Below are 21,206 nucleotides of genomic sequence, written 5' to 3' on the forward strand. Positions count from 1 at the left end.
CCCATGACATATAAAAGAGTCCCCTATGAAAAATTATCGTTCCCCTTTATTTCCGATCTTCATTTTTGTATCGATCAATCTCCTTATCTTTTCTTTATCCCGTGTTGGTTTAGCTATATGGCAAGCTGAACGTGTTTCTGCTGTCGATGGTTGGTCATCCTTGTTCCTGCAAGGTATACGCATTGATGTCGTTGCATTGTGTTATTTATTCGGTGTACCTGCATTATTCACAGTATTTTTCCATACAAGTGAGCGTTGGAAAAAAATCTTACGCATTTGGCTGACGCTGGGAAGTGTGTTCATTCTTTTTATGGAGATTGCAACCCCAGCCTTTATTGAAACCTATGATTTCCGCCCAAATCGTTTATTCATCGAATACCTCATTTATCCGAAGGAAGTCTTTACTATGTTGATGGAGGGGCATTTAAGTGCGGTCATTTTTAGCCTTGTTTTTACGGTTTTAGCGACCATCGTTTATTGGAAACTTGCCGGCTGGGCAGTGAAAGATTTACGAATGATGCGATGGATATGGCGTCCGGTAGTGGCATTATTAGTTATCGCAGTAAGTTTCTTTGGGGCTCGTTCAACCTTGCAGCATCGTGGGATTAATCCTGCTATGGTGGCTTTTTCGTCTGATGCATTAGTTAATTCCTTAGTATTAAATTCAGGTTATTCCGTGATTTATGCGGTACAACAATTTAAAGATGAAGATAAATCATCGGAAATGTACGGCAAAATGGAGCTTGATGAAATGTTGCGTATTGTAAAAGCGAGTCGTGGCAGACCGGATAGTGATTATATTTCTGATAAATTTCCCACCCTCACTAAAAATGTCGCAACCAATCAAGGCAAACCTAAGAATATTGTGATTTTGTTACAGGAAAGTCTCGGTGCACAATTTATCGGTGCTTTGGGTGGTAAACCGCTTTCGCCCAATATTGATCAATTAGCAAAAGAAGGTTGGTTTTTTGAAAATCTTTATGCCACAGGTACTCGTTCTGTTCGTGGTATTGAAGCTGTCACCACCGGTTTTACGCCAACACCTGCACGTGCTGTTGTGAAATTAAATAATGCACAAAGTAACTTTTTTACTATTGCTGATTTCTTAGCAAAACAAGGCTACGATACATCTTTCATTTATGGGGGAGAAAAGCACTTTGATAATATGGCAAGCTTTTTTTATGGTAATGGCTTTAAAACCATCATTGATCAACAAGATTATAAAAATCCTAAGTTTACGGCAACTTGGGGGGTGAGTGACGAGGATTTATTTGATAAAGCCCATGAAACTTTTACTCAGTTACAAAATGAAGGAAAAACTTTCTTCAGTCTTGTTTTTAGCTCCAGTAATCATGATCCTTTTGAATTTCCGGATGGTAAAATTGAACTCTATGAACAACCTAAAGCCACACGAAATAATACGGCAAAATATGCTGATTACGCTATCGGGCATTTTTTTGATTTAGCGAAAAAGTCCAATTATTGGAAAGATACAATTTTCTTGGTGATTGCTGATCATGACTCGCGCGTTGCCGGTGCATCATTAATGCCAATAAAGCATTTTCACATTCCTGCATTAATCTTAGGGGAAGGCATTGAGCCACGTCGTGATTCCCGTTTGGTGAGTCAAATTGATATGCCAACAACTTTACTTTCTTTGGCCGGCGGGTACGGTAATTATCCTATGATAGGATTTGATTTAACTCAAAATGTTAATCCCGATCGTGCCATTATGCAATTTGATCAAACCCAAGCGTTGATGAAAGGCAATGGTGATGTGGTGATCCAAATGCCAAATAAGGCAGCGCAAGGTTATTTTTACGATAAAACAAAAGAAACCCTCACAGAAAAAGCCGTGCCTGAGGCGATGAAAAAAGAAGCTCTTGCACATGCGTTACTGGGAAGTTATTTGTATAAAAATCGGCTGTACCAATCGGGAGATAAATAGAGAAGGGGCGATTAAGCCCCTTTTTTATTGAGTAAGTCATTTTTGTTCTATTTGACGATAATGACATCGCTAAATTTATAGAGAGTGGCAAAGTGCGATCATAAATATGTACATTGAATGTCTCTACAAATAAACCCTAGATTAGATTTACCTGCTTTTTAAGCGGGTGTAACCGAGAGCTAGCAGAAAAAGACAGGCTTGTAATAAAATGATACAGGGGCCGGTTGAAGCATCAATATGATAGCTAATAATCGTACCGATGATACTTGTTGTAACAGATACCGATATGGCAATAAGTAGCATTCTATCAAAACGTTTACTGAGTATATAAGCCGTGATACCCGGTGAAATCAACATGGCTACGACAAGAATAACGCCAACAACCTGCATAGCACTGATAATTGTCATCGCTAATAAAATTAATAATCCATAATGTAGAACTCTAGGGGACAGTCCGACCACTCTAGTGTGACTTGAATCGAAGCAATAGAGTAAAAAATCCCGTCTTTTCAATATCACAATGAGAAAAATAATACCGGAAATAAACAAGGTTTGGATGACTTCAGTGAAACTCACGCCAAGTAAATTGCCAAATAAAATGTGGGAAAGATGTTGATCCGTTTCAATCTTAGTAAACATCACGATACCTAGTGCAAACATGCCTGAGAAAACAATACCCATCGCAGTATCTTCTTTAATTCGGCTGTTTTCTTTTAAGTAACCGACACTAAGTGAGCAGATCAAGCCGGCACAAAAGGCGCCGATTGTTAAAGGGATTCCGAGTAGAAATGCGACAACAATACCGGGAAGAACCGCATGAGAAATGGCATCCCCCATTAATGCCCAACCTTTTAGTACCAAATAGCAAGATAAAATGGCACAGATAATCGCAACAATAAGCGCAGTTGCCAGTGCATTTTGCATAAACGGGTATTGGAAGGGTTCAGCAAACCAATTCAGTAAATTATTCATTTGTTTGCTCCTTTTTACCGGATAATTTTTGTGTAATAACACCGTATTTTGGAGAAAAGAAGAAAGCAATTAAGAAAAGTGCAGTTTGAAAACAGACAATGATTCCTCCAGTCGCTCCATCTAGATAATAACTGAGATAAACGCCTAATACACTGGTTGTGATACCGAGGGACACGGCAATTAACGCTAAGGTTTTAAAACGATCTGTTAATAGATAGGCGGTTGCTCCCGGTGTAATGACCATTGCAATGACTAAAATTGCCCCTACGGTTTGTAATGCTGCAACAACACAAGCGCTTAATAACGTGAAAAAGAGTACTTTATAGTAAACAGGTTGTAATCCCACTGAGACGGCATGGGTTTCGTCAAAAAATACCAATAAGAGATCTTTCCAAAAAATCAGCATAAATACTAAGCAAACAGAAACGATGATGCCCATTTGAATAATATCTTCATCAGCAATACCTAAAATATTGCCTAAGATAATTTCTTGTACATTAATTGAGGTGGGATTGAGGGAAATAATCAATAAACCGAGTGCAAAAAAGGTGGTAAAAATAAAGCCGATGATTGCATCTTCACGTAACTTGGAGATGGATTTTATCCAAAGTATAGAAAGTGCGGCCAAAATACCGGAAAAAAATGCACCTAAAGCATAGGGTAGGGAAAAGGAATAGGCAATAGCTACACCGGGAACAACAGAATGGGAAAGGGCATCGCCGATTAGTGACCAACCTTTTAGCATGAGATAAGAAGATAAGAATGCACAAATTCCGCCTACCGCTGCACTCAGTAGTAATGCCTTCAACATATAGTCATAATGGAAAGGTTCCAGTAATAATGCCATCATCAGTTTTGATCCCTTTGCTCTGCATTTTCACAATCATGTTCACCACAGCAAGATTTGATGGTCGGTGCCGGCGGATCGTTTTTCGTTTGGCCATAGAATACGGCTGGTAACTCATCATCCGTGATAACAGTAACCGCACGGGTATCTGCATCGTCATGTAAGTCACTACTCTGTAATTTAATATGGCGTAGCACACCGCCAAATGTATGCTCTAAATTTTGTTGGGTAAAGGTTGTTTGTGTCTCTCCCACGGCTAATATGGTGCGATTAATCATAACAACTTGATCGCAGTAATCAGGAATTGACCCTAAATTGTGCGTTGAAACCAGTATTAAATGACCTTCATTACGTAATTCGGAAAGTAGATCCATAATCGCATTCTCGGTTTGGACGTCCACGCCGGTGAAAGGCTCATCTAATAAAATAATTTTACTTTGTTGTGCTAATGCTCGAGCTAAAAAAACACGTTTTTTCTGTCCGCCTGATAATTCACCGATTTGGCGTTCTGCAAGGTGTTCTATCGAGACTCTACGCATTGCTTGTTGAACTTGCTGTTTGTCTTCTGGTTTCGGTCTTCTTAAAAAATTCATATAACCATAACGCCCCATCATCACCACATCATAAACGGAAACAGGAAATTGCCAATCTACATCTTCTGTTTGCGGTACGTAAGCAATGAGATTCTGTTTTAGTGCCTGTTTAATGGGTAAACCACAAAGTTGAATATGACCTTGCTGAGGATTCACTAATCCCATTAAACTTTTAAACAAGGTTGATTTACCGCTACCGTTTACGCCAACTAAGGCGCAGGTTGTACCGCCTTGTAAATGAAAAGAAACATCGTAGATTGCGGTATGTCCGTTATTATACCGAACGGTAATATTTTCAACCTGTATAGATGTATTCACCGTGGTGTTCATTATTTTTCGAATCCTTTTGCTATTGTTGAGACAGTCGTATTTAACAAATCAATGTAGGTTGGAACCGGGCCTTTTGTCGTAGAGAGAGAATCCACATAAAGCACGCCACCATATTTTGCTCCGCTTTCTTTCGCAACTTGCTGTGCCGGTTTTGGTGAAATCGTACTTTCGCTAAAAACAACAGGGATTTGGTGTTGACGAACTAAATTAATCATATTACGAACCTGTTGTGGTGAACCTTGCTGTTCAGCATTTATTGGCCATAAATAAACTTCTTTGAAGCCGTAATCTTTTGCTAAATAGCTAAATGCCCCTTCGCTTGTTGCCAACCAACGTTGTTTTTCGGGAATATTAGATAATTTTTCCCGTAGAGGTTGGTCGAGTTCTTTGATTTTTTTGATATAAGTTTCTGCATTTTGACGATAAATATCGGCATTTTGTGGATCATATTTGATCAATGCTTGCTTTATGTTTTCGACATAAACCAAGGCATTGGTTGGAGACATCCAAGCATGTGGGTTTGGTAGGCCTTGATAAGGTCCCTCAAAAATAGACATAGGTTGGATACCTTCAGTGACAGTAATAGATAGCGTATCTTTATGCAGATTTTGGAAAAAACGTTCAAACCAACGTTCAAGGTTTAGTCCATTCCATAAGATCAGGTCTGCTGATTGTGCTTTGACAATATCTTTTGGTGTGGGCTCATAATCGTGAATTTCAGCGCCAGGCTTGGTAATCGATTCCACTACAGCAGCATCGCCGGCAACATTTTGAGCAATGTCTTGAATAATTGTAAAGGTGGTAATGACCTTAAATTTAGCATAGCTTGGGAAGCTAAATAGTGAGCCTAAGAGTAGGCAGGTTGTCATGATTAAACGCATAAATCGTCTCCTTTTTAGAAAAATTGTCGCCTATCATACAACAATTTTTCTATTAATCAAATGATAATGATTATCAAATGTTATTTCTTTAATATAGATCAATTTTAGTTCTCCTATAATTTAGAAAATAAATACGCTGAGCTTGCTCTTTTGTATTTTTGATCAACTAAATTTCTTCATTCAACCTTGTGAAATATTGAGGAGCAATAGAATGAAGCGATTGTATCGTAGAAGCAAACTGCTATTATTTAGGGGAAGGGTAGAGATGTTTAGTTACGTGATAGAGAAATGAGAAAAAGGACTAAGATTTTTATATTTGTAGTTTTGTTGGGAATGCTGGCGGGCATGAATATTTTTAACCCACTTCGTATTTTTAACCCTATTCAAATAACGTTGGAAAGCACATTTAAAACGGAGTTTAAGGCAATAAATGAGCAATGTTTTGTTAATCAAATGCAATTTCAGACCTTAGAAAAAACGCGTATCCGTTTGCTCAGTTGGAATATTCACAAAGGTGAGGATTCAGGTTGGCGGCAAGATTTAGCCCGTTTTTCTCAAGAGCAGGATCTGGTTTTACTGCAAGAGGCTACACCAGAACAAGACCTACCTTCATTTTCGAGCGCACTTTTTGTTTCTAGTTTTGCGTATAAAGGGCGACCATCGGGCGTGAAAAGCTTTTCGAAATGGATTCCAATGAATTATTGTGGCATTTCACAATCTGAGCCTTGGATTTATATCCCAAAAGTCGCAAGTGTCATGCGTTTTCCATTAAAGAACGATGATGAATTGGTTGTTATTAACGCACATTTAATTAATTTTGAATGGACACCTAAGGCATATCAAGCACAACTCGCACAGATTTTTTCCCTTATCCCATCTCCTCAAAGCGCGGTTATTTTAGCGGGAGATTTTAATGCTTGGAATGAGGAGCGGAAACAGATGTTGAATGAATTTATCACTCAAGCGGGGTTAAATGAAGTTTCCTTTTCACCTGATGAGCGACGACGTTTTTTCAATTATCCTCTTGATTTTGTATTTGTGCGAGGAATGAATGTTGAACTTGCCAAAACGACGCAAGTGGCCTCCTCGGATCACGCGCCGATTTGGGTAGAATTGACCTTAGAATAATTAAAAGGTTGGTTTTGTGGAAATTGGTGGGATAAAAATTAACCGCACTTTTTAATTTTTATGACTCCTATCGCAATATCTTGTAAAACCACTGAAAAAAATCTACCGCATTTTCACCGAACAATGATACATTTAGACGAAGCTGACTTTTGTCATTAACGGAAGAATGAATGCAGATTCATTCTATATAATCATCAAACAGAGGGAAACAGTATGTTAATTGGTGTACCAAGGGAACTGCTTGATAATGAAAGCCGTGTGGCGGCAACGCCAAAAACGGTTCAGCAAATCCTGAAATTGGGCTTTGAGGTAATCGTAGAACAGGATGCCGGCTTTAAAGCAAGTTTTGAGGATCAGGCATTTGTAGAGGCTGGTGCAAAAATCGGTACCGCAACCGAGATTTGGCAATCGGATATCATTTTTAAAGTGAATCCGCCAACCGATGATGAAATCGCACAAATGAAAGAGGGTGCAACGCTGGTGAGTTTCATTTGGCGTGCGCAAAATCCTGAGTTAATGCAAAAATTAACGGCGAAAAAAATCAATGTACTTGCAATGGATGCCGTTCCGCGTATTTCACGTGCACAAGCCTTGGACGCTTTAAGTTCAATGGCGAATATTTCCGGCTATCGTGCAGTGATTGAGGCCGCACACGAGTTTGGCAGTTTCTTCACCGGACAGATTACCGCAGCAGGTAAAGTCCCACCGGCAAAAGTGTTGGTGATTGGTGCGGGGGTAGCGGGGTTAGCGGCAATTGGTGCAGCAAACAGCTTGGGGGCGATTGTACGCGCTTTCGACTCCCGTCCTGAAGTAAAAGAACAAGTACAAAGTATGGGCGCAAGCTTCTTAGAAATTGATTTTAAAGAAGAAGGCGGTAGTGGTGATGGTTATGCAAAAGTGATGTCGGAGGAGTTTAACCGCCGTGCGATGGAACTTTATGCTGAACAAGCCAAAGAAGTGGATATTATCATTACAACGGCTGCAATTCCGGGTAAGCCTGCACCACGTTTAATTACCAAAGAAATGGTAGATTCGATGAAGCCTGGTTCGGTGATTGTGGATTTGGCTGCCGCAACGGGCGGTAACTGTGAATATACCGAAGCCGGTAAGGTCGTGACCACTGAAAATCAAGTGAAAGTCATTGGTTATACGGATTTCCCAAGCCGTTTACCAACCCAATCCTCTCAACTTTACGGCACAAACCTCGTTAATTTACTGAAACTCTTATGTAAAGAGAAAGATGGCAATATCAATATTGATTTTGACGATGTGGTACTACGTGGGGTGACCGTTGTGCGTGATGGGGAAGAAATTCCACCGGCGCAAATTCAAGTTTCTGCTCAGCCAAAACAAGAGGCAAAAGCCACACCTGTTGCAGAGAAAAAAGAAGCGAAACCAACTGATCCTCGCGTGAAATACGGGGTAATGGCGGGCGTAGGTGTGTTATTCCTGTGGCTTGCTTCTGTTGCCCCTGCGGCATTTTTATCACATTTTACCGTGTTTGTATTAGCGTGCGTGGTGGGCTATTACGTGGTTTGGAATGTGAGCCATGCTCTTCACACACCGTTAATGGCGGTCACCAACGCCATTTCAGGCATCATTATTGTGGGGGCGTTATTACAAATTCGTCAGCCGACCGGCAACCTCTTTATTGATGCGTTAGCCTTTGTGGCAATTTTAGTGGCAAGCATCAATATTTTTGGTGGCTTCCGTGTAACACAACGTATGTTGGCAATGTTTAGAAAAGGTTAAGGAGATCGCAATGTCTGAAGGTTTAGTACAGGCTGCGTATATTGTTGCAGCATTACTTTTCATTATGAGCTTAGCGGGACTCTCTAAACACGAAACTGCTAAAGCCGGTTGTTGGTTTGGGATTGTCGGGATGACAATCGCCCTAGTGGCAACGATTTTCGGGCCTCATTCTGAGGGAACATTCTGGATCATCATTGCGATGATTATCGGTGGTGTGATCGGTGTTCAACGTGCATTAAAAGTGGAAATGACGGAAATGCCGGAACTTGTGGCAATTCTGCACAGCTTTGTGGGCTTGGCCGCCGTGCTTGTGGGCTTTAATAGCTATGGTTTGCATGATATTCCAACCATGCCAAATGGCTTGGATGAAGTACAACAGGCAACATTCCTTGCAGAACAGGCTACGTTGACAACTATTCATAATGTAGAAGTATTCCTTGGTATCTTTATCGGGGCAGTCACTTTCACCGGTTCTGTGGTGGCATTCGGTAAACTCAGTGGCAAAATCAATTCAAAAGCCCTAATGTTACCTCATCGTCATAAATTAAATTTAGCGGCACTGGTGGTTTCTGCCTTATTAATGGTTGCTTTCTTGAACAGTCCGGAAAATATTTTCCCAGTGTTGTTAATGACCGTAATCGCACTCGCATTCGGCTGGCATTTAGTGGCATCTATCGGTGGTGCAGATATGCCGGTGGTGGTATCCATGCTTAACTCCTATTCGGGGTGGGCAGCGGCAGCCGCAGGTTTTATGCTGAGTAATGACCTATTAATCGTAACCGGTGCATTGGTAGGTTCTTCCGGTGCGATTCTTTCTTACATTATGTGTAAAGCGATGAACCGCTCATTTATTAGCGTGATTGCCGGTGGTTTTGGTAATGATGTTCAAGTGTCTTCCGATGAAGAGCAAGGCGAGCATCGTGAAACTACCGCAGAGGAAGTGGCGGAATTATTGAAAAATGCAAGCTCTGTCATTATCACACCGGGATACGGCATGGCGGTGGCGCAGGCACAATATCCGGTGGCGGATATCACCGCAAAATTACGTGAACGTGGTGTGAATGTCCGTTTTGGTATCCACCCTGTTGCAGGTCGTTTACCGGGGCACATGAATGTGCTTTTGGCGGAAGCAAAAGTGCCTTATGACGTGGTGCTTGAAATGGATGAAATCAATGAAGATTTCGCAGATACTGATGTGGTATTGGTTATCGGGGCAAACGATACGGTAAACCCGGCGGCAATGGAAGATCCAAACAGCCCGATTGCAGGAATGCCGGTATTAGAAGTATGGAAAGCACAGAATGTCATCGTATTCAAACGCTCTATGGCAGTGGGATACGCCGGCGTGCAAAATCCATTATTCTTCAAAGAAAACACCCAAATGCTCTTTGGTGATGCGAAAGATCGTGTTGAAGATATTTTAAAAGCGCTATAAAAACTTTCATAAAAATGACCGCACTTTAGGAGACTAAAGTGCGGTATTTTTTGCGTAAAATTTACCATCTCACAAAGCGTACACCACTATGCTGCAATAATAATTGCATCGGATCTTCATCTGTAGCGCTACTTTTTTCTCTCAGTTCAATTAATTTCATTCGTAAATGAGCCAATTCGTGAATCCGTTTGGCAATATCTTTAATGTGGCGATCGAGCAGTTTATTCATTTCTTCGGTACGTTGTTCAGGGTGATGTTCAAGCGCAATGAGGGTTTTGATCTCATTGAGGGATAAATCCAAACTTCGACAATGGCAAATAAAAGAAAGACGCTGAAGATGCTCTTCATTGTACTTGCGAAAATTGCCGGTGGTGCGTTGAGGGGGAGGCAGTAGCCCTTGTTTTTCATAAAAACGGATCGTTTCAACGGTACAATTTAAGGCTTTGGCGAGCTGACCTATTTTCATGATTTTCCTCAAAATTTTGCTTGACTCTGAAGTTACTTCATATTTTATCATTAGCCCCGTTTTTTTAATAATTAAATAAATGAGGAGACAAACAAATGCAATTCAAAAAACTTACAGTGGGATTAACCGCACTTTTCACACTATCTTTAGCAAATGCCCACAATATATGGCTTGAACCGACCTCATCACAAGGTGAATATGTGATGAAATTTGGTCACACTGAAACGGAATCTTATCATCAGAATAAAATCCAATCTCTCCAAGTCTTAAATTCTCAAGGAAAATTGACCGCACTGGGTTATCAATTTAAAGATGGCGAAGCGTATATTGAGCCAAAATCGGATATTGTCTTCATGGCGTTTAATAATGGAGTATGGTCAAAATTACCTAGTGGCAGATATGTAGAGAAAACTAAACGTGAAGAACCCTCCGCGGAATTTAGCACCAATCCGCTGAAGTTGGGAAAAGCCATCTTAAAATGGGATGCACAGGCTTTTAAAGCCCATGATGTCGCTTATGAATTGATTCCACAGGCGAGAGCAGAGGCGGGAAAAGTTCTTGCTATTCTTGTTTTACACAAGGGTAAGCCGGTTCAAGGCATCAAAGTAGGCGTAGGTGAAGATGCTCCTTTTAATTTAACCAATGAAAAGGGGATTGCCGAATTTACGCCTGTGAAAGGTTACAACAAAGTCTGGGCGGAATTTGAAGAAAATGTGGCGGATAATCCTGATTATGATCGCCGAACCGTTGAATATATGCTGACCTTTGGTGCCCAATAAATAGGCGATGCCGTAATGAAAATATTGTCTTTTTTTACCGCACTTTTTCTTGCATTGTATTTACCGAATGTGCAAGCCCATGCGCTTCACGTATTTGCTCAATATGACGGGCAAATTCTTTCCGGTAAATCTTACTATTCTGATCTGACACCGGCTGCGGAAACCTATTTAGAAGTGTTTCGTTCGGGAATGGAAGAACCTATTTTAAATGCTAAAACAGATACAAAAGGCGAGTTTCGCCTTGCTGTGCCGAATATGACGGATTCGGTGTTAAAAGTCGTGGTTGAGGGGGAAGAAGGGCATCGAGCCTCCGTTGTCGCGGATCGTACATCGCCAGTCAATAATCAAACAGCGGATCTGATGTTACTACGGGCGGATATTGCCCAGCTAAAAGATAAAATTTATTGGCACGATATCTTAGGCGGCATTGGTTATATCGTAGGAATAGCCGGCTTGATTGCTTGGTTGAATGCCCGAAAAATGAAACAAGGATTCAAATAATGCATTTATCTGAAGGAGTGTTGCATCCCCCTATTTTATTGGCTGGAGCAGTGCTTGCCGCCGCGGGTGTGGCAATCGGGCTTCGTAAGTTAGAACATGAACGTTTACCACTTACCGCCTTGTTTGCTGCTGCCTTTTTCGTCGCAAGTACGATCCATATTCCGGTAGGGATTGGCAGTGTACATTTGATCTTAAACGGTATGGCAGGGCTATTTCTTGGGTGGTCAGTGTTTCCGGCATTTCTTATCGCATTGTTGCTACAAGTCTTGTTCTTTTCCTTTGGCGGATTTGCTGTCCTAGGCGTGAATCTTTGTATTATGGCAACTCCGGCTATGCTTGTTCATTATCTTTTCCGTTCATCTCTACAACCTCAGATGACATTGAAGGCTTGCCTATTAACCGGTATTGGAGCAGGTGTGCTTGGTGTAGGGGGGGCGGCAGCCTTAGCATCTTTTGCATTAGTGCTTGATAGCGGAAAAAATTACATAGATCTTATTTGGTTACTGCTCGTTTCTCATCTTCCTGTATTTATTTTAGACAGTGTGATGAGTGTCGGCGTGATTTCTCTACTTTGTAAAATGTATCCGGATGCACTTAAATCTACGACACGAATTTCTTCATGAAAATTCATTCCCTATTTCAACCGCATTTTCGATTAATTTATCTCTTTATTTGGGGATTGATTATCAGTGGTTTGCAAGATCTTGCTTGGCTCATTGCGTTAAATATCAGCCTGATATTTATTTTTATCTTGTTCATTTCAATGGGAAAGCGTGGCTTTTCTCCCTATTTCCAACGTTGGCTCCGTTTATTGCTTCTCATTGTTTTGATGTGGGCGACACTCAGTTGGCGAATTGGGGAAAATGGGATTGAATTTTATCCTCAGGGAATCCGGATTGCAGAGATTCTTAGCCTTAGAACGAACCTTTTGTTGTTTTCTGTTTGGCTTTTTTTATGGAATATCAATGAAACCGTTTTGATACAGGCACTCGGTAAATTACCTTTACCTGAAAAATTAATTCAATTATTTGTGTTGACCGTGCGTTACATCACGCTTTTAGGTGAATTGCGACAAAAAATGGATCGAGCAATGCGTGCCAGAGGGTATCAACCGAAATTTAATGCTCGAACACTTTATGTTACGGCACAAAGTGTTGCACTATTATTAATTCATGCCTTGTTAAAAGCTGAAATGGCACAAATTGCACTGAAATGCCGTGGTTTTCAATGTGGAAAAAGGAAAGAAGATGCTGAGCGTTAAAAATCTTTATATTGAGCGTAATAATAAAAGGATTATTGAGGATTTAACTTTTCACCTTGAGGGGCAAACACGTTTATTTGTGCAAGGGGAGATTGGCACGGGGAAAACAACATTATTACTGGCATTGCTTGGTTTTGTGCCTATTTCAAAAGGTGAGATCAGGCTGTTTGATCAAATTTGTCAAAAAGAAAAAGATTTCTCGCCTTTCCGAGGTAGAGTAGGAATTTGTTTTCAAAATGCTGATGATCAACTTTTTGGGCCCACTGTATTAGACGATGTGGCGTTTGGTCCGCTAAACCAACAACATCCTCGTGAATATGCCTATCAACTTGCAGAGCAACAACTTGAACGTTTGGACATTACTCATTTAAAGGATCGTACGGTGCATACCCTTTCCGGCGGGGAAAAAAACTTTACCGCACTAGCCGGTGTACTTGCTATGCAGCCCCAAATTTTATTATTGGATGAGCCCACCAATGGACTAGATCGTAAAAATATCGAAAAACTGACCGCACTTTTGCGTGAACTTGGGCTGCCTATGCTTATTTCTTCACATCATCAAGGGTTTATTGATAGATTAGCCGATGAAATTATCAGCCTGTGATGAGGAAAATGAAAAGTCTCCCACCGTCAATATTCTTCTTGAGCTACCAAAGAAATGGCTAGCCGGAAGCGCTTTCCTTCCGGCATAAATCCTTCAACACTTCTTAGTCAAGGAATTGAGACGTGTTTTGTTAGTGAATCCAGAAAAAATAGGTTAATCCACTAATAATGGCAATGCAGCATAGGTTTAAGATCATACCGACTTTTGCCATATCAATTTGTTTAATATGACCGGTACTAAAGACAATGGCATTAGGTGGTGTTGCAATTGGCAACATAAATGCACAACTTGCACCACAGGCGATAATCGCAGCAAGAGAAATTGGCGGTAAACCCATTGATTGAGCAACGGAAATGACAATAGGCATAATCAATGCGGCACTCGCTGTATTTGAGGTAAATTCCGTTAGGAAAATAATAAAAGTTGTCAGGGTGACACAAAGTATCCAAAGCGGTTTTGTTTGGACAAATTGAACGATGCTATCAGCCATAATTTTACTCGCACCGGAGTCTCGCATTACTACGCTAAGGGTTAATCCGCCACCAAATAAAATTAAGACGCCCCATTCAACCCGCTCTTGAATTTCTTTCCATTTTGCGGCGTTGGAAATGCAAATTAAAATGACCGCACTTAGTGCGACCACCGTATCAAAGTTTTCAATTTTATTTGGTAAAGCAAGGGTCGTTGATAGCCAAGGATTGATCAATGAGCCAAAGAGAAGCAATATCGCCATGACAGAAAAGATCATCAGCGTGATAAGATTCTTTGAAGTAAAAGGAACTCGCTCAATCGTTGGGGTAAAAGGAACGTTAAAATTCGGACGTAGTATTATCCACAGGGAAAATAACATTGATGGGAGTAATAGTAGCATAACCGGAAACCCATAGCCTAACCATTCGGTAAAAGTTACGGAAATTTGGGAAGCGAGAATGGCGTTGGGCGCGCTACCTACTAGAGTACCGATTCCACCGATATTTGCACTAAATGCCATGCCGAGTAGAACAAAAGCATATAGGCGATAATTATTATCAGAATGAATTCCTTTCAGCATACCTAGTGTTAATGGCAACATCATTGCCGCAACAGCCGTGTTATTAATCCACATGGAAAGAAATGTCGTGACACCAAATAAATAGGCAATAGCCAGTTTCAAATTTCCTTTGGCTAAGCGGATAATATAGCCTGCAATGAGTTTATCTAGGGACTGAATTTGTAACACTGCCGCCATCACAAATCCACCAAAGAACATATAAATAATGGGCGTTGAGAAAGGAGCGAGTGCTTTTTGAGTATTGATAAGTCCTAATCCGATCGCTAATACTGGGACAATTAAGGATGTCACGGTGATATCAAAAGCTTCGGTTAACCAGAGAATCGCGATGAAAATTAATAATGCTAAGCCTCGATTTTCAGTGGGTGAGAAAGGAAGATAGCGAATTAAAAACAGCATCAAAAGAAAATCTATGGCGAGGATAATCGTGCTTTTATATTTTGATAAAAAAGAATATTGAGTTTTCATCGTTCTACTCCTTGTGTGTTTTTAATCAACAAACTTTTAACAAAATTCAAACAATGGGTCAATAGTCTCAAGCTGGTATGAGGTGTTGAGAGAACAGATATTTATAAAAACTCAGTAAAATTTAACCGCTCTTTGATAGAGATAAAAACAGGATTCAAAAAGTAGGGACACACTGAGTGTGTCCCTACCCAAAAATAGATTTGTGCAACTGCTACATGATACCGAATTTTATCTCGGTTTTATTTCACCTGATTAATTAGAAATTGAGTGAGTAAAGAAACCGGGCGACCGGTTGCGCCTTTATTCGCACCTTGTAACCATGCGGTACCGGCGATATCTAAATGTGCCCAACGATATTTTTTGGTGAAATTGGATAAGAATGCTCCCGCTGTGCTTGCACCGCCCCAACGTCCGCCAATATTGGCAAGATCGGCAAAGGGTGATTTTAGCTGTTCTTGGTATTCTTCACCTAATGGTAAGCGCCAAGCTTTATCAGTGGTTTGGCTTGCAGCATTGAGTAATTCGCTGACAAGGTTTTCATCTTCCGACATTAAGCCGCTGTTGTGTTGCCCGAGTGCGACAACACATGCGCCGGTGAGGGTTGCTACATCAATGACAAGCTCAGGGTCAAAGCGTTCCACATAGGTAAGTGTATCACATAGCACAAGACGACCTTCCGCATCGGTATTTAACACTTCCACAGTTAAACCGTTCATGGTGGTGAGAATATCGCCCGGACGGTAGGCATTACCATCCGGTAGGTTTTCACAACCGGCAAGCACCCCAATCACATTGAGGGGTAAATTAAGCTCGGCAAGGGCTTTCATCGTCCCGAACACGGAAGCTGCTCCCCCCATATCATATTTCATTTCATCCATCTCTGCGGCAGGTTTTAAGGAAATACCACCGGTATCAAAGGTTAAGCCTTTGCCGACAAGCACAATCGGTTTGGTATTTTTATCTGCGGCGTTGTTAAAATGAAGAAGCGACATATAAGCCGGGTTTGATGAACCGCGGGAAACCGCAAGATAAGCATTCATACCTAACTCAGCCATCATTTTTTCATCGATCACATCAAGGGAAAGTGCGGTGGATTTTTCCGCTAAATTTTTCGCTTGATCTGCAAGATAAGCCGGGTTACATACGTTAGGCGGCATATTGGCAATATCTCGTGCTGCTTTCACGCCGCTTGCAATAGCTTGGGCATGCTTGATAGCCAATTGTGCCTGTTGGCAATCTGTGTTGAAAATGAGCGTTTCTAGGCTGATTGGTTTGGCTTTCTGAGATTTGAATTGATCGAATTGATAGTTGGTATGCTCAATGGTTTCAATGGCAAAACGGATGTTCCAGTAAAGATCACGGTTGTTGATTTCAACTTCTGTCAAATAGCAAACCGCTTCACGAATATAGGCATCTTTTAAGGCGTTTAACATATTTTGAATGAGCTGCTTATATTGGCGTTCGTTAAGTTCGCCTTTTTTTCCGCAACCAATAATGAGGACTCGTTTTGCTGCAATACCATGGAGATCACGTAGCAATAAAGTTTGTCCTAATTTTCCGGTGAGTTCGCCGGATTTGACTAAACCGTTTAGATACCCTTGTGTTGCTTGATCTATTTCGTTAAAACTGGTTGAAAATTCATTGTTTTCATAAGCACCAATGATGATACATTCAAAGGTTTGAGAAAGTGCGGTTGATTTTGCTTGATATTTCATTTGATTTCCTTTTTTGATTGTTTAAATCAGCGGAAATAAGGTATCATACGCGGTCGATTTTATCTAGTTTTCCCCTCAATTTTAACGATAAACAATACGATATAAGATGATTTTAACGCGATATTTAACGAAAGAAGTCTTCAAGAGCCAAGTGGCGATTTTATTCATTTTGTTGTTGATTTTTTTCTGTCAGCAACTTGTGCGCGTACTTGGTTCGGCAGCAAATGGTAATGTGCCGGCTGATTTGGTTTTTTCTTTACTTGGACTTGGAATGCCGACCATGGCGCAGCTAATGTTGCCATTGTGTTTGTTTATTGCCATTTTATTGACCTTTGGCCGTTTATATGCCGAGAGTGAAATCACGGTGATGAGGGCTTGTGGTATTGGACAGCGTATTCTCGTGCGTGTCGCCTTGATGCTTTCTTTAATCACTGCCGGATTAGCTGCATATAATGCGTTATGGCTTTCTCCTTGGGCAATTCAAAAACAAAGTACGCTAGTAGAAGAGGCAAAAGCTAACCCAACTATGGGGGCGCTTTCTTCCGGTCAATTTATGTCTACCAACAATAATAATTTCGTGCTATTTATTGACAGTATTAAAGGTAACCAAATTAATGATGTTTACCTGTTTCAAACTGCACCTAAAGGGCAGACAAAGCCTTCAGTTGTGACGGCTGAAAAAGGGGGGTTAAAATCCTTACCAAATGGTGATCAAGTTCTGAATTTACAAAATACACAACGTGTAGAGGGTACGGCAGCGCTACCTGATTTTCGTCTCACTCATTTTGATGAATATCAGGCTTATTTGGGCTATCAGGCGACAGAGAGTCAATCTGATGAAGCTACTACATTTTCTTTTGAGGCATTAATAAATAAAAATGATCCTGCGGCAAAGGCAGAATTACATTGGCGAATCACCTTGATTTTAGCTGTACCATTAATGGCATTAATTGCTGTGCCGTTAAGCAGAGTGAATCCAAGACAAGGGCGTTTTGCAAAAATTCTCCCGGCATTATTGCTCTATCTCATTTACTTCTTATTACAAAGTTCATTTAAATCGGCTGGTTCTGCCGGAAAGCTCGATGCCGCTATTTTAATGCCTCTTGTGAATATCCTGTTCTTGTTGCTTGGTGTCGTGTTGAATGGCTGGGATAGCACTGTAATGTATAAACTTCGCCATCTTCTTAGCCGAAAAGGGTAAAACAAATGATGAATACCTTAGACCGTTATATTGGTAAAAGCATTTTAGGGGCGATTTTTGCCACTTTGCTCACACTTGTTGGTTTATCTGCGATTATTAAATTTGTCGAGCAATTTCGTAGTGTAGGGAAAGGCTCTTATGATGTTTTGCAGGCAGTTGCATTTACCTTTTTAACCATACCGAAAGATGTGGAAACGTTTTTCCCGATGGCAGCATTATTGGGCGCGTTGATTGCGCTTGGTAATTTGGCTAGCCGTAGTGAATTGGTTGTGATGCAATCAGCCGGTTTCTCACGTTTTAAAATTGGATTAGCGGTGATGAAAACAGCCTTACCATTAGTGATTTTAACAATGGTAATGGGGGAATGGGGCATTCCACAAACGGAGCAATTTGCCCGTGATATGCGTACTCGTGCTATTTCCGGCGGTTCAATGCTTTCGGTAAAAAATGGTGTGTGGGCGAAAGATGGGCGTCATTTTATTTTTGTGCGTAGAGTTTCTGAGGATACAACATTAAACGATGTGTATATTTATACCTTTGATGACAATCGAAATCTCACCCAATTGAAACACGCAAATCAAGCGGCCTATTCTGCTGAAGAAAACAAATGGCAACTGCGCCAAGTGAGTGATTCAAAAATTCAAAAGGATGAAATTACGACAATGAACCGTTTAATTGAATCTTGGGAAACGAATTTGACACCGGATAAATTAGGGGCAGTTTCTTTACGACCAACTTCATTATCTATCAGTGGTTTATATGAATACATCGCATTTTTAAAAGAGACAGGACAAGATGTTCGCCGATTTGAACTGACCTTTTGGCGTAAAATTTTTCAGCCGGTTTCTGTGGGCGTAATGATGATGCTAGCCTTATCATTTATCTTCGGATCATTACGTAGTGTCACAGCCGGGGCAAGGATTGTGACGGGAATCTGTTTTGGTTTCTTGTTTTATGTGGTAAATGAGATTTTTGGGCAAATGAGCGTGGTTTACAATATGCCTGCAGTGTTTGGCGCATTAATCCCAAGTTTGTTATTTATTGCGATTATTTGGTGGCTGTTAAGCCGAAAAAGGGATTAATTTTAGCAAGGTAGATAGCATAAAAAGTGTAGTGTGGTTAATTTCAAATAAATTTTAAAACTTACTTGAAGGGAATTTGTTTTGGTTTTATGTTGTAAACGAGATTTTTGAAGAAATGATCGTCGTTTATAATATGTCGGTAAGATTTGGCGCATTAATTCCAAGTTTGTTATTTACTGCGGTTATCTGGTGGCTATTAAGTCGAAAACAGGATTAATTTTAGCAAAGTAGATAGCATAAAAAAGTGCGGTCAATTTCAAATGAGTTTTAAAACTCTTATGAAATTGACCGCACTTTTGTTTTGGTTGGTTAGTCCTCTTTAAAGGCAAGCATCATTTCTTCTGCTTTTTTCACCATTTGTTCCGAGCCGACAAATAACGGTATGCGCTCGTGTAATTCTTTCGGTTCAATATCTAAAATTCGGCGATAGCCATCAGTGGCCAGACCACCGGCTTGTTCCGCCAAAAATGCCATTGGATTGCCTTCGTAAAGTAAACGCAATTTTCCTTTTGGATAGTTAGTGGCGCTAGGATAAATGTAAATCCCGCCTTTTAATAAATTGCGGTGAAAATCGGCAACAAGGGAGCCAATATAGCGAGAAGCATAAGGACGTTGTGTCGCTTTATCCTCTTCTTGGCAATATTTAATATATTTTTTCACACCTAGTGGGAATTTGAGGTATTGCCCTTCGTTGATGGAATAAATACGCCCGTCTTTTGGCATTTTCATATTCTCATGGGATAAACAGAACGTGCCGATAGAAGGATCATAGGTGAATCCATTTACCCCGTTTCCGGTAGTGTAAACCAACATAGTTGAAGAACCATATACGATATAACCTGCTGCTACCTGTTTATTGCCCGGTTGAAGGAAATCTTCCATCGTTACCGGTGTACCAATAGGTGAAACACGGCGATAAATAGAGAAAATGGTTCCGACGGATACATTGACATCAATGTTGGAAGAACCGTCAAGGGGATCGGTTAAAATCACATATTTCGCATTGCGACCCCGTTCGGTATCAAAGGCGATAAAGCTTTCCTCTTCTTCAGAAGCAAAACCCGCCACTTCTTCTCGAGCCATCAGCGCAGATTTCATGGTATTGTGAGCAAAAAGATCAAGCTTCATTTGGCTTTCTCCTTGCACATTTTCAAGGCCGGATTGACCTAAGATATTTGTTAACCCCGCTTTATTAATATCACGATGAATAATTTTAGCTAATAAACGGATAGATGATAAAATTCCACTTAATTCCCCTTTGGCATTTGGATATTCAGCTTGGCGTTCTACAATAAATTCACTTAATGTTTTCATAATATTTCCTTTTTATAATCATCGTGGAAATTATATGTCATTTAAAATTTTCCCAAAAAAGACAAATTTCAATAATGGGATCTCGATCACAAAAATTTTATATTTTTAAAATAGGTTAAATTTCGAGTGTGATAGCAATACGTCATTATTGGTTGAGATGTTTTTCTAAATGAAGATCCACAATATCAACTAAATGTTTGAGGAAAGAAATATCTTGTCCATTGTGAAAACGCTGTACATCACGGGAGCGAAACAGTAAAAGTGCGGTGGGTTTATGGGTATCTTTTGTGCCAAGTAAACAGCAAGCCACAGAACCAATGGGTAATTCTTCCGGTAAAAATATTAAAGACTTTTCTTTACCGCTTAAATCACCTAAATAAAATTGGCGTAATCCGAAGCGTTCCAAGCGAATAATGTCAAAGGCTTTACGATCAATCCAATTATATGAGGGTATATTTGCCGTTTTTTGCCAGCTATCGGTAAAGAGGAGAATTTTGGCTCCTTCTAATTCATAAGATTTTGCCCATTGATCTAATTTCTTTTCAATAGAAAGAAAATCTTGAGCCTGAAATAATTTCTTTTGGAGTGGAATTAATGCAAAGAAAATATCGGCCTCTTGGATCGCTAACTGGTGACATTTTTCAAGTTGTGAGGTGAGCACGGTAATTTCTTGACGATATTGCATTAATTGAGCTTCAATGAGTGAAATCGTCCCTTTTTGTGAATGATGAAAAGTCAGATTTTTTAAGAGCGAGGGGTGCCGGGTAAAGAAATCAGGATGGTTTTCAAGGTAATGACCAATATCTTGTTCGTTCATAATGAGTGATTCAAAAACAGAAGAAAAAAAGACCGCACTTTTGAGTGCGGTCGAGAAATAA

At 40.4% G+C, this 21,206-nt stretch carries 20 protein-coding genes and 1 pseudogene; 12 read left to right on the forward strand and 9 right to left on the reverse strand.

Features of this window, described 5'->3' with window-relative positions:
* Window positions 1-25 precede the first annotated feature (25 nt).
* Window positions 26-1,948, forward strand: a complete 1,923-nt coding sequence (locus E4T92_RS05955) for an LTA synthase family protein (protein WP_135093824.1) — start codon at window positions 26-28, stop codon at window positions 1,946-1,948.
* Window positions 1,949-2,095: 147 nt separating this feature from the next.
* On the opposite strand, the gene E4T92_RS05960 is transcribed toward E4T92_RS05955, so the two are convergent.
* The 4 genes from E4T92_RS05960 to E4T92_RS05975 are packed head-to-tail and all read right to left on the reverse strand — an operon-like array spanning window position 2,096 to window position 5,571.
* The gene (locus tag E4T92_RS05960) at window positions 2,096-2,920 is read right to left on the reverse strand and encodes a metal ABC transporter permease (RefSeq protein ID WP_135093825.1); all 825 of its coding nucleotides are present in this window, start codon (window positions 2,918-2,920) and stop codon (window positions 2,096-2,098) included.
* The gene (locus E4T92_RS05965; protein ID WP_077542245.1) at window positions 2,913-3,770 is read right to left on the reverse strand and encodes a metal ABC transporter permease; all 858 of its coding nucleotides are present in this window, start codon (window positions 3,768-3,770) and stop codon (window positions 2,913-2,915) included. The genes E4T92_RS05960 and E4T92_RS05965 overlap by 8 nt, the downstream gene beginning before the upstream one ends.
* Window positions 3,770-4,690: an ATP-binding cassette domain-containing protein gene (locus E4T92_RS05970; RefSeq protein ID WP_135093826.1), complete on the reverse strand. Its 921-nt coding sequence runs from the start codon at window positions 4,688-4,690 to the stop codon at window positions 3,770-3,772. The genes E4T92_RS05965 and E4T92_RS05970 overlap by 1 nt, the downstream gene beginning before the upstream one ends.
* Complete coding sequence (locus E4T92_RS05975) at window positions 4,690-5,571, reverse strand: metal ABC transporter substrate-binding protein (protein WP_135093827.1); 882 nt, start codon at window positions 5,569-5,571, stop codon at window positions 4,690-4,692. Before E4T92_RS05975 ends, E4T92_RS05970 begins: the two co-directional genes overlap by 1 nt.
* A 288-nt stretch (window positions 5,572-5,859) precedes the next feature.
* Here E4T92_RS05975 and E4T92_RS05980 point away from each other — a divergent pair, with 288 nt between their 5' ends.
* The 3 genes from E4T92_RS05980 (at window position 5,860) to pntB (ending at window position 9,886) form a co-directional block, all read left to right on the forward strand.
* Window positions 5,860-6,699 (forward strand): endonuclease/exonuclease/phosphatase family protein, encoded by an 840-nt coding sequence (locus E4T92_RS05980; RefSeq protein WP_135093828.1) that lies wholly within the window; start codon window positions 5,860-5,862, stop codon window positions 6,697-6,699.
* A 213-nt stretch (window positions 6,700-6,912) separates the two neighbouring features.
* Window positions 6,913-8,451, forward strand: coding sequence for a Re/Si-specific NAD(P)(+) transhydrogenase subunit alpha (pntA, locus tag E4T92_RS05985; protein WP_135093829.1), 1,539 nt, complete (start codon window positions 6,913-6,915; stop codon window positions 8,449-8,451).
* A 10-nt stretch (window positions 8,452-8,461) separates the two neighbouring features.
* Window positions 8,462-9,886 carry a Re/Si-specific NAD(P)(+) transhydrogenase subunit beta gene (pntB, locus tag E4T92_RS05990; RefSeq protein ID WP_077542250.1) on the forward strand — a complete coding sequence of 475 codons (1,425 nt, stop codon included), beginning with the start codon at window positions 8,462-8,464 and terminating at the stop codon, window positions 9,884-9,886.
* Between the two features lie 61 nt (window positions 9,887-9,947).
* On the opposite strand, the gene E4T92_RS05995 is transcribed toward pntB, so the two are convergent.
* The gene (locus E4T92_RS05995) at window positions 9,948-10,352 is read right to left on the reverse strand and encodes a Cd(II)/Pb(II)-responsive transcriptional regulator (protein WP_077542251.1); all 405 of its coding nucleotides are present in this window, start codon (window positions 10,350-10,352) and stop codon (window positions 9,948-9,950) included.
* Between the two features lie 95 nt (window positions 10,353-10,447).
* Between E4T92_RS05995 and E4T92_RS06000 the strand changes: the two genes are divergently transcribed.
* From E4T92_RS06000 to E4T92_RS06020, 5 genes are read left to right on the forward strand one after another with little or no spacing between them, the layout of a single operon-like run.
* On the forward strand, window positions 10,448-11,131 hold the full coding sequence (locus tag E4T92_RS06000) for a DUF4198 domain-containing protein (RefSeq protein WP_135093830.1): 684 nt from the start codon (window positions 10,448-10,450) through the stop codon (window positions 11,129-11,131).
* Window positions 11,132-11,146: 15 nt separating this feature from the next.
* The gene (locus E4T92_RS06005; protein WP_135093831.1) at window positions 11,147-11,632 is read left to right on the forward strand and encodes a carboxypeptidase regulatory-like domain-containing protein; all 486 of its coding nucleotides are present in this window, start codon (window positions 11,147-11,149) and stop codon (window positions 11,630-11,632) included.
* Complete coding sequence (gene cbiM, locus E4T92_RS06010; protein ID WP_135093832.1) at window positions 11,632-12,255, forward strand: cobalt transporter CbiM; 624 nt, start codon at window positions 11,632-11,634, stop codon at window positions 12,253-12,255. The genes E4T92_RS06005 and cbiM overlap by 1 nt, the downstream gene beginning before the upstream one ends.
* Window positions 12,252-12,893, forward strand: a complete 642-nt coding sequence (locus E4T92_RS06015; RefSeq protein WP_135093833.1) for an energy-coupling factor transporter transmembrane component T — start codon at window positions 12,252-12,254, stop codon at window positions 12,891-12,893. Before cbiM ends, E4T92_RS06015 begins: the two co-directional genes overlap by 4 nt.
* Window positions 12,880-13,497: an energy-coupling factor ABC transporter ATP-binding protein gene (locus tag E4T92_RS06020; RefSeq protein ID WP_135093834.1), complete on the forward strand. Its 618-nt coding sequence runs from the start codon at window positions 12,880-12,882 to the stop codon at window positions 13,495-13,497. The genes E4T92_RS06015 and E4T92_RS06020 overlap by 14 nt, the downstream gene beginning before the upstream one ends.
* Before the next feature lie 130 nt (window positions 13,498-13,627).
* Here E4T92_RS06020 and E4T92_RS06025 read toward each other — a convergent pair whose 3' ends face one another.
* Together E4T92_RS06025 and E4T92_RS06030 are read right to left on the reverse strand one after the other, a co-directional pair.
* Window positions 13,628-15,016 carry a DASS family sodium-coupled anion symporter gene (locus E4T92_RS06025; protein WP_135093835.1) on the reverse strand — a complete coding sequence of 463 codons (1,389 nt, stop codon included), beginning with the start codon at window positions 15,014-15,016 and terminating at the stop codon, window positions 13,628-13,630.
* 239 nt (window positions 15,017-15,255) lie between these two features.
* Window positions 15,256-16,731, reverse strand: a complete 1,476-nt coding sequence (locus E4T92_RS06030; RefSeq protein WP_135093836.1) for a leucyl aminopeptidase — start codon at window positions 16,729-16,731, stop codon at window positions 15,256-15,258.
* Between the two features lie 106 nt (window positions 16,732-16,837).
* Between E4T92_RS06030 and lptF the strand changes: the two genes are divergently transcribed.
* The 3 genes and pseudogenes from lptF to E4T92_RS11220 form a co-directional block, all read left to right on the forward strand.
* The gene (gene lptF / locus E4T92_RS06035) at window positions 16,838-17,932 is read left to right on the forward strand and encodes an LPS export ABC transporter permease LptF (RefSeq protein WP_135093837.1); all 1,095 of its coding nucleotides are present in this window, start codon (window positions 16,838-16,840) and stop codon (window positions 17,930-17,932) included.
* 5 nt (window positions 17,933-17,937) lie between these two features.
* Complete coding sequence (lptG, locus tag E4T92_RS06040) at window positions 17,938-19,014, forward strand: LPS export ABC transporter permease LptG (RefSeq protein ID WP_135093838.1); 1,077 nt, start codon at window positions 17,938-17,940, stop codon at window positions 19,012-19,014.
* Window positions 19,015-19,093: 79 nt separating this feature from the next.
* Window positions 19,094-19,231 (forward strand): annotated as a pseudogene (locus tag E4T92_RS11220) (lipopolysaccharide ABC transporter permease LptG); the annotation flags it as partial.
* A gap of 92 nt (window positions 19,232-19,323) precedes the next feature.
* Here the strand turns inward: E4T92_RS11220 and fbp are convergent.
* Window positions 19,324-20,328 (reverse strand): class 1 fructose-bisphosphatase, encoded by a 1,005-nt coding sequence (fbp, locus tag E4T92_RS06050; RefSeq protein ID WP_135093839.1) that lies wholly within the window; start codon window positions 20,326-20,328, stop codon window positions 19,324-19,326.
* Between the two features lie 145 nt (window positions 20,329-20,473).
* A complete protein-coding gene (locus tag E4T92_RS06055) occupies window positions 20,474-21,145 on the reverse strand; it encodes a DUF484 family protein (protein ID WP_135093840.1) in 672 nt (223 codons plus the stop codon).
* Window positions 21,146-21,206: the final 61 nt, after the last annotated feature.

Source organism: Pasteurella sp. WM03 (genome assembly GCF_004570945.1).
Classification (GTDB): Bacteria; Pseudomonadota; Gammaproteobacteria; order Enterobacterales; family Pasteurellaceae; genus Rodentibacter.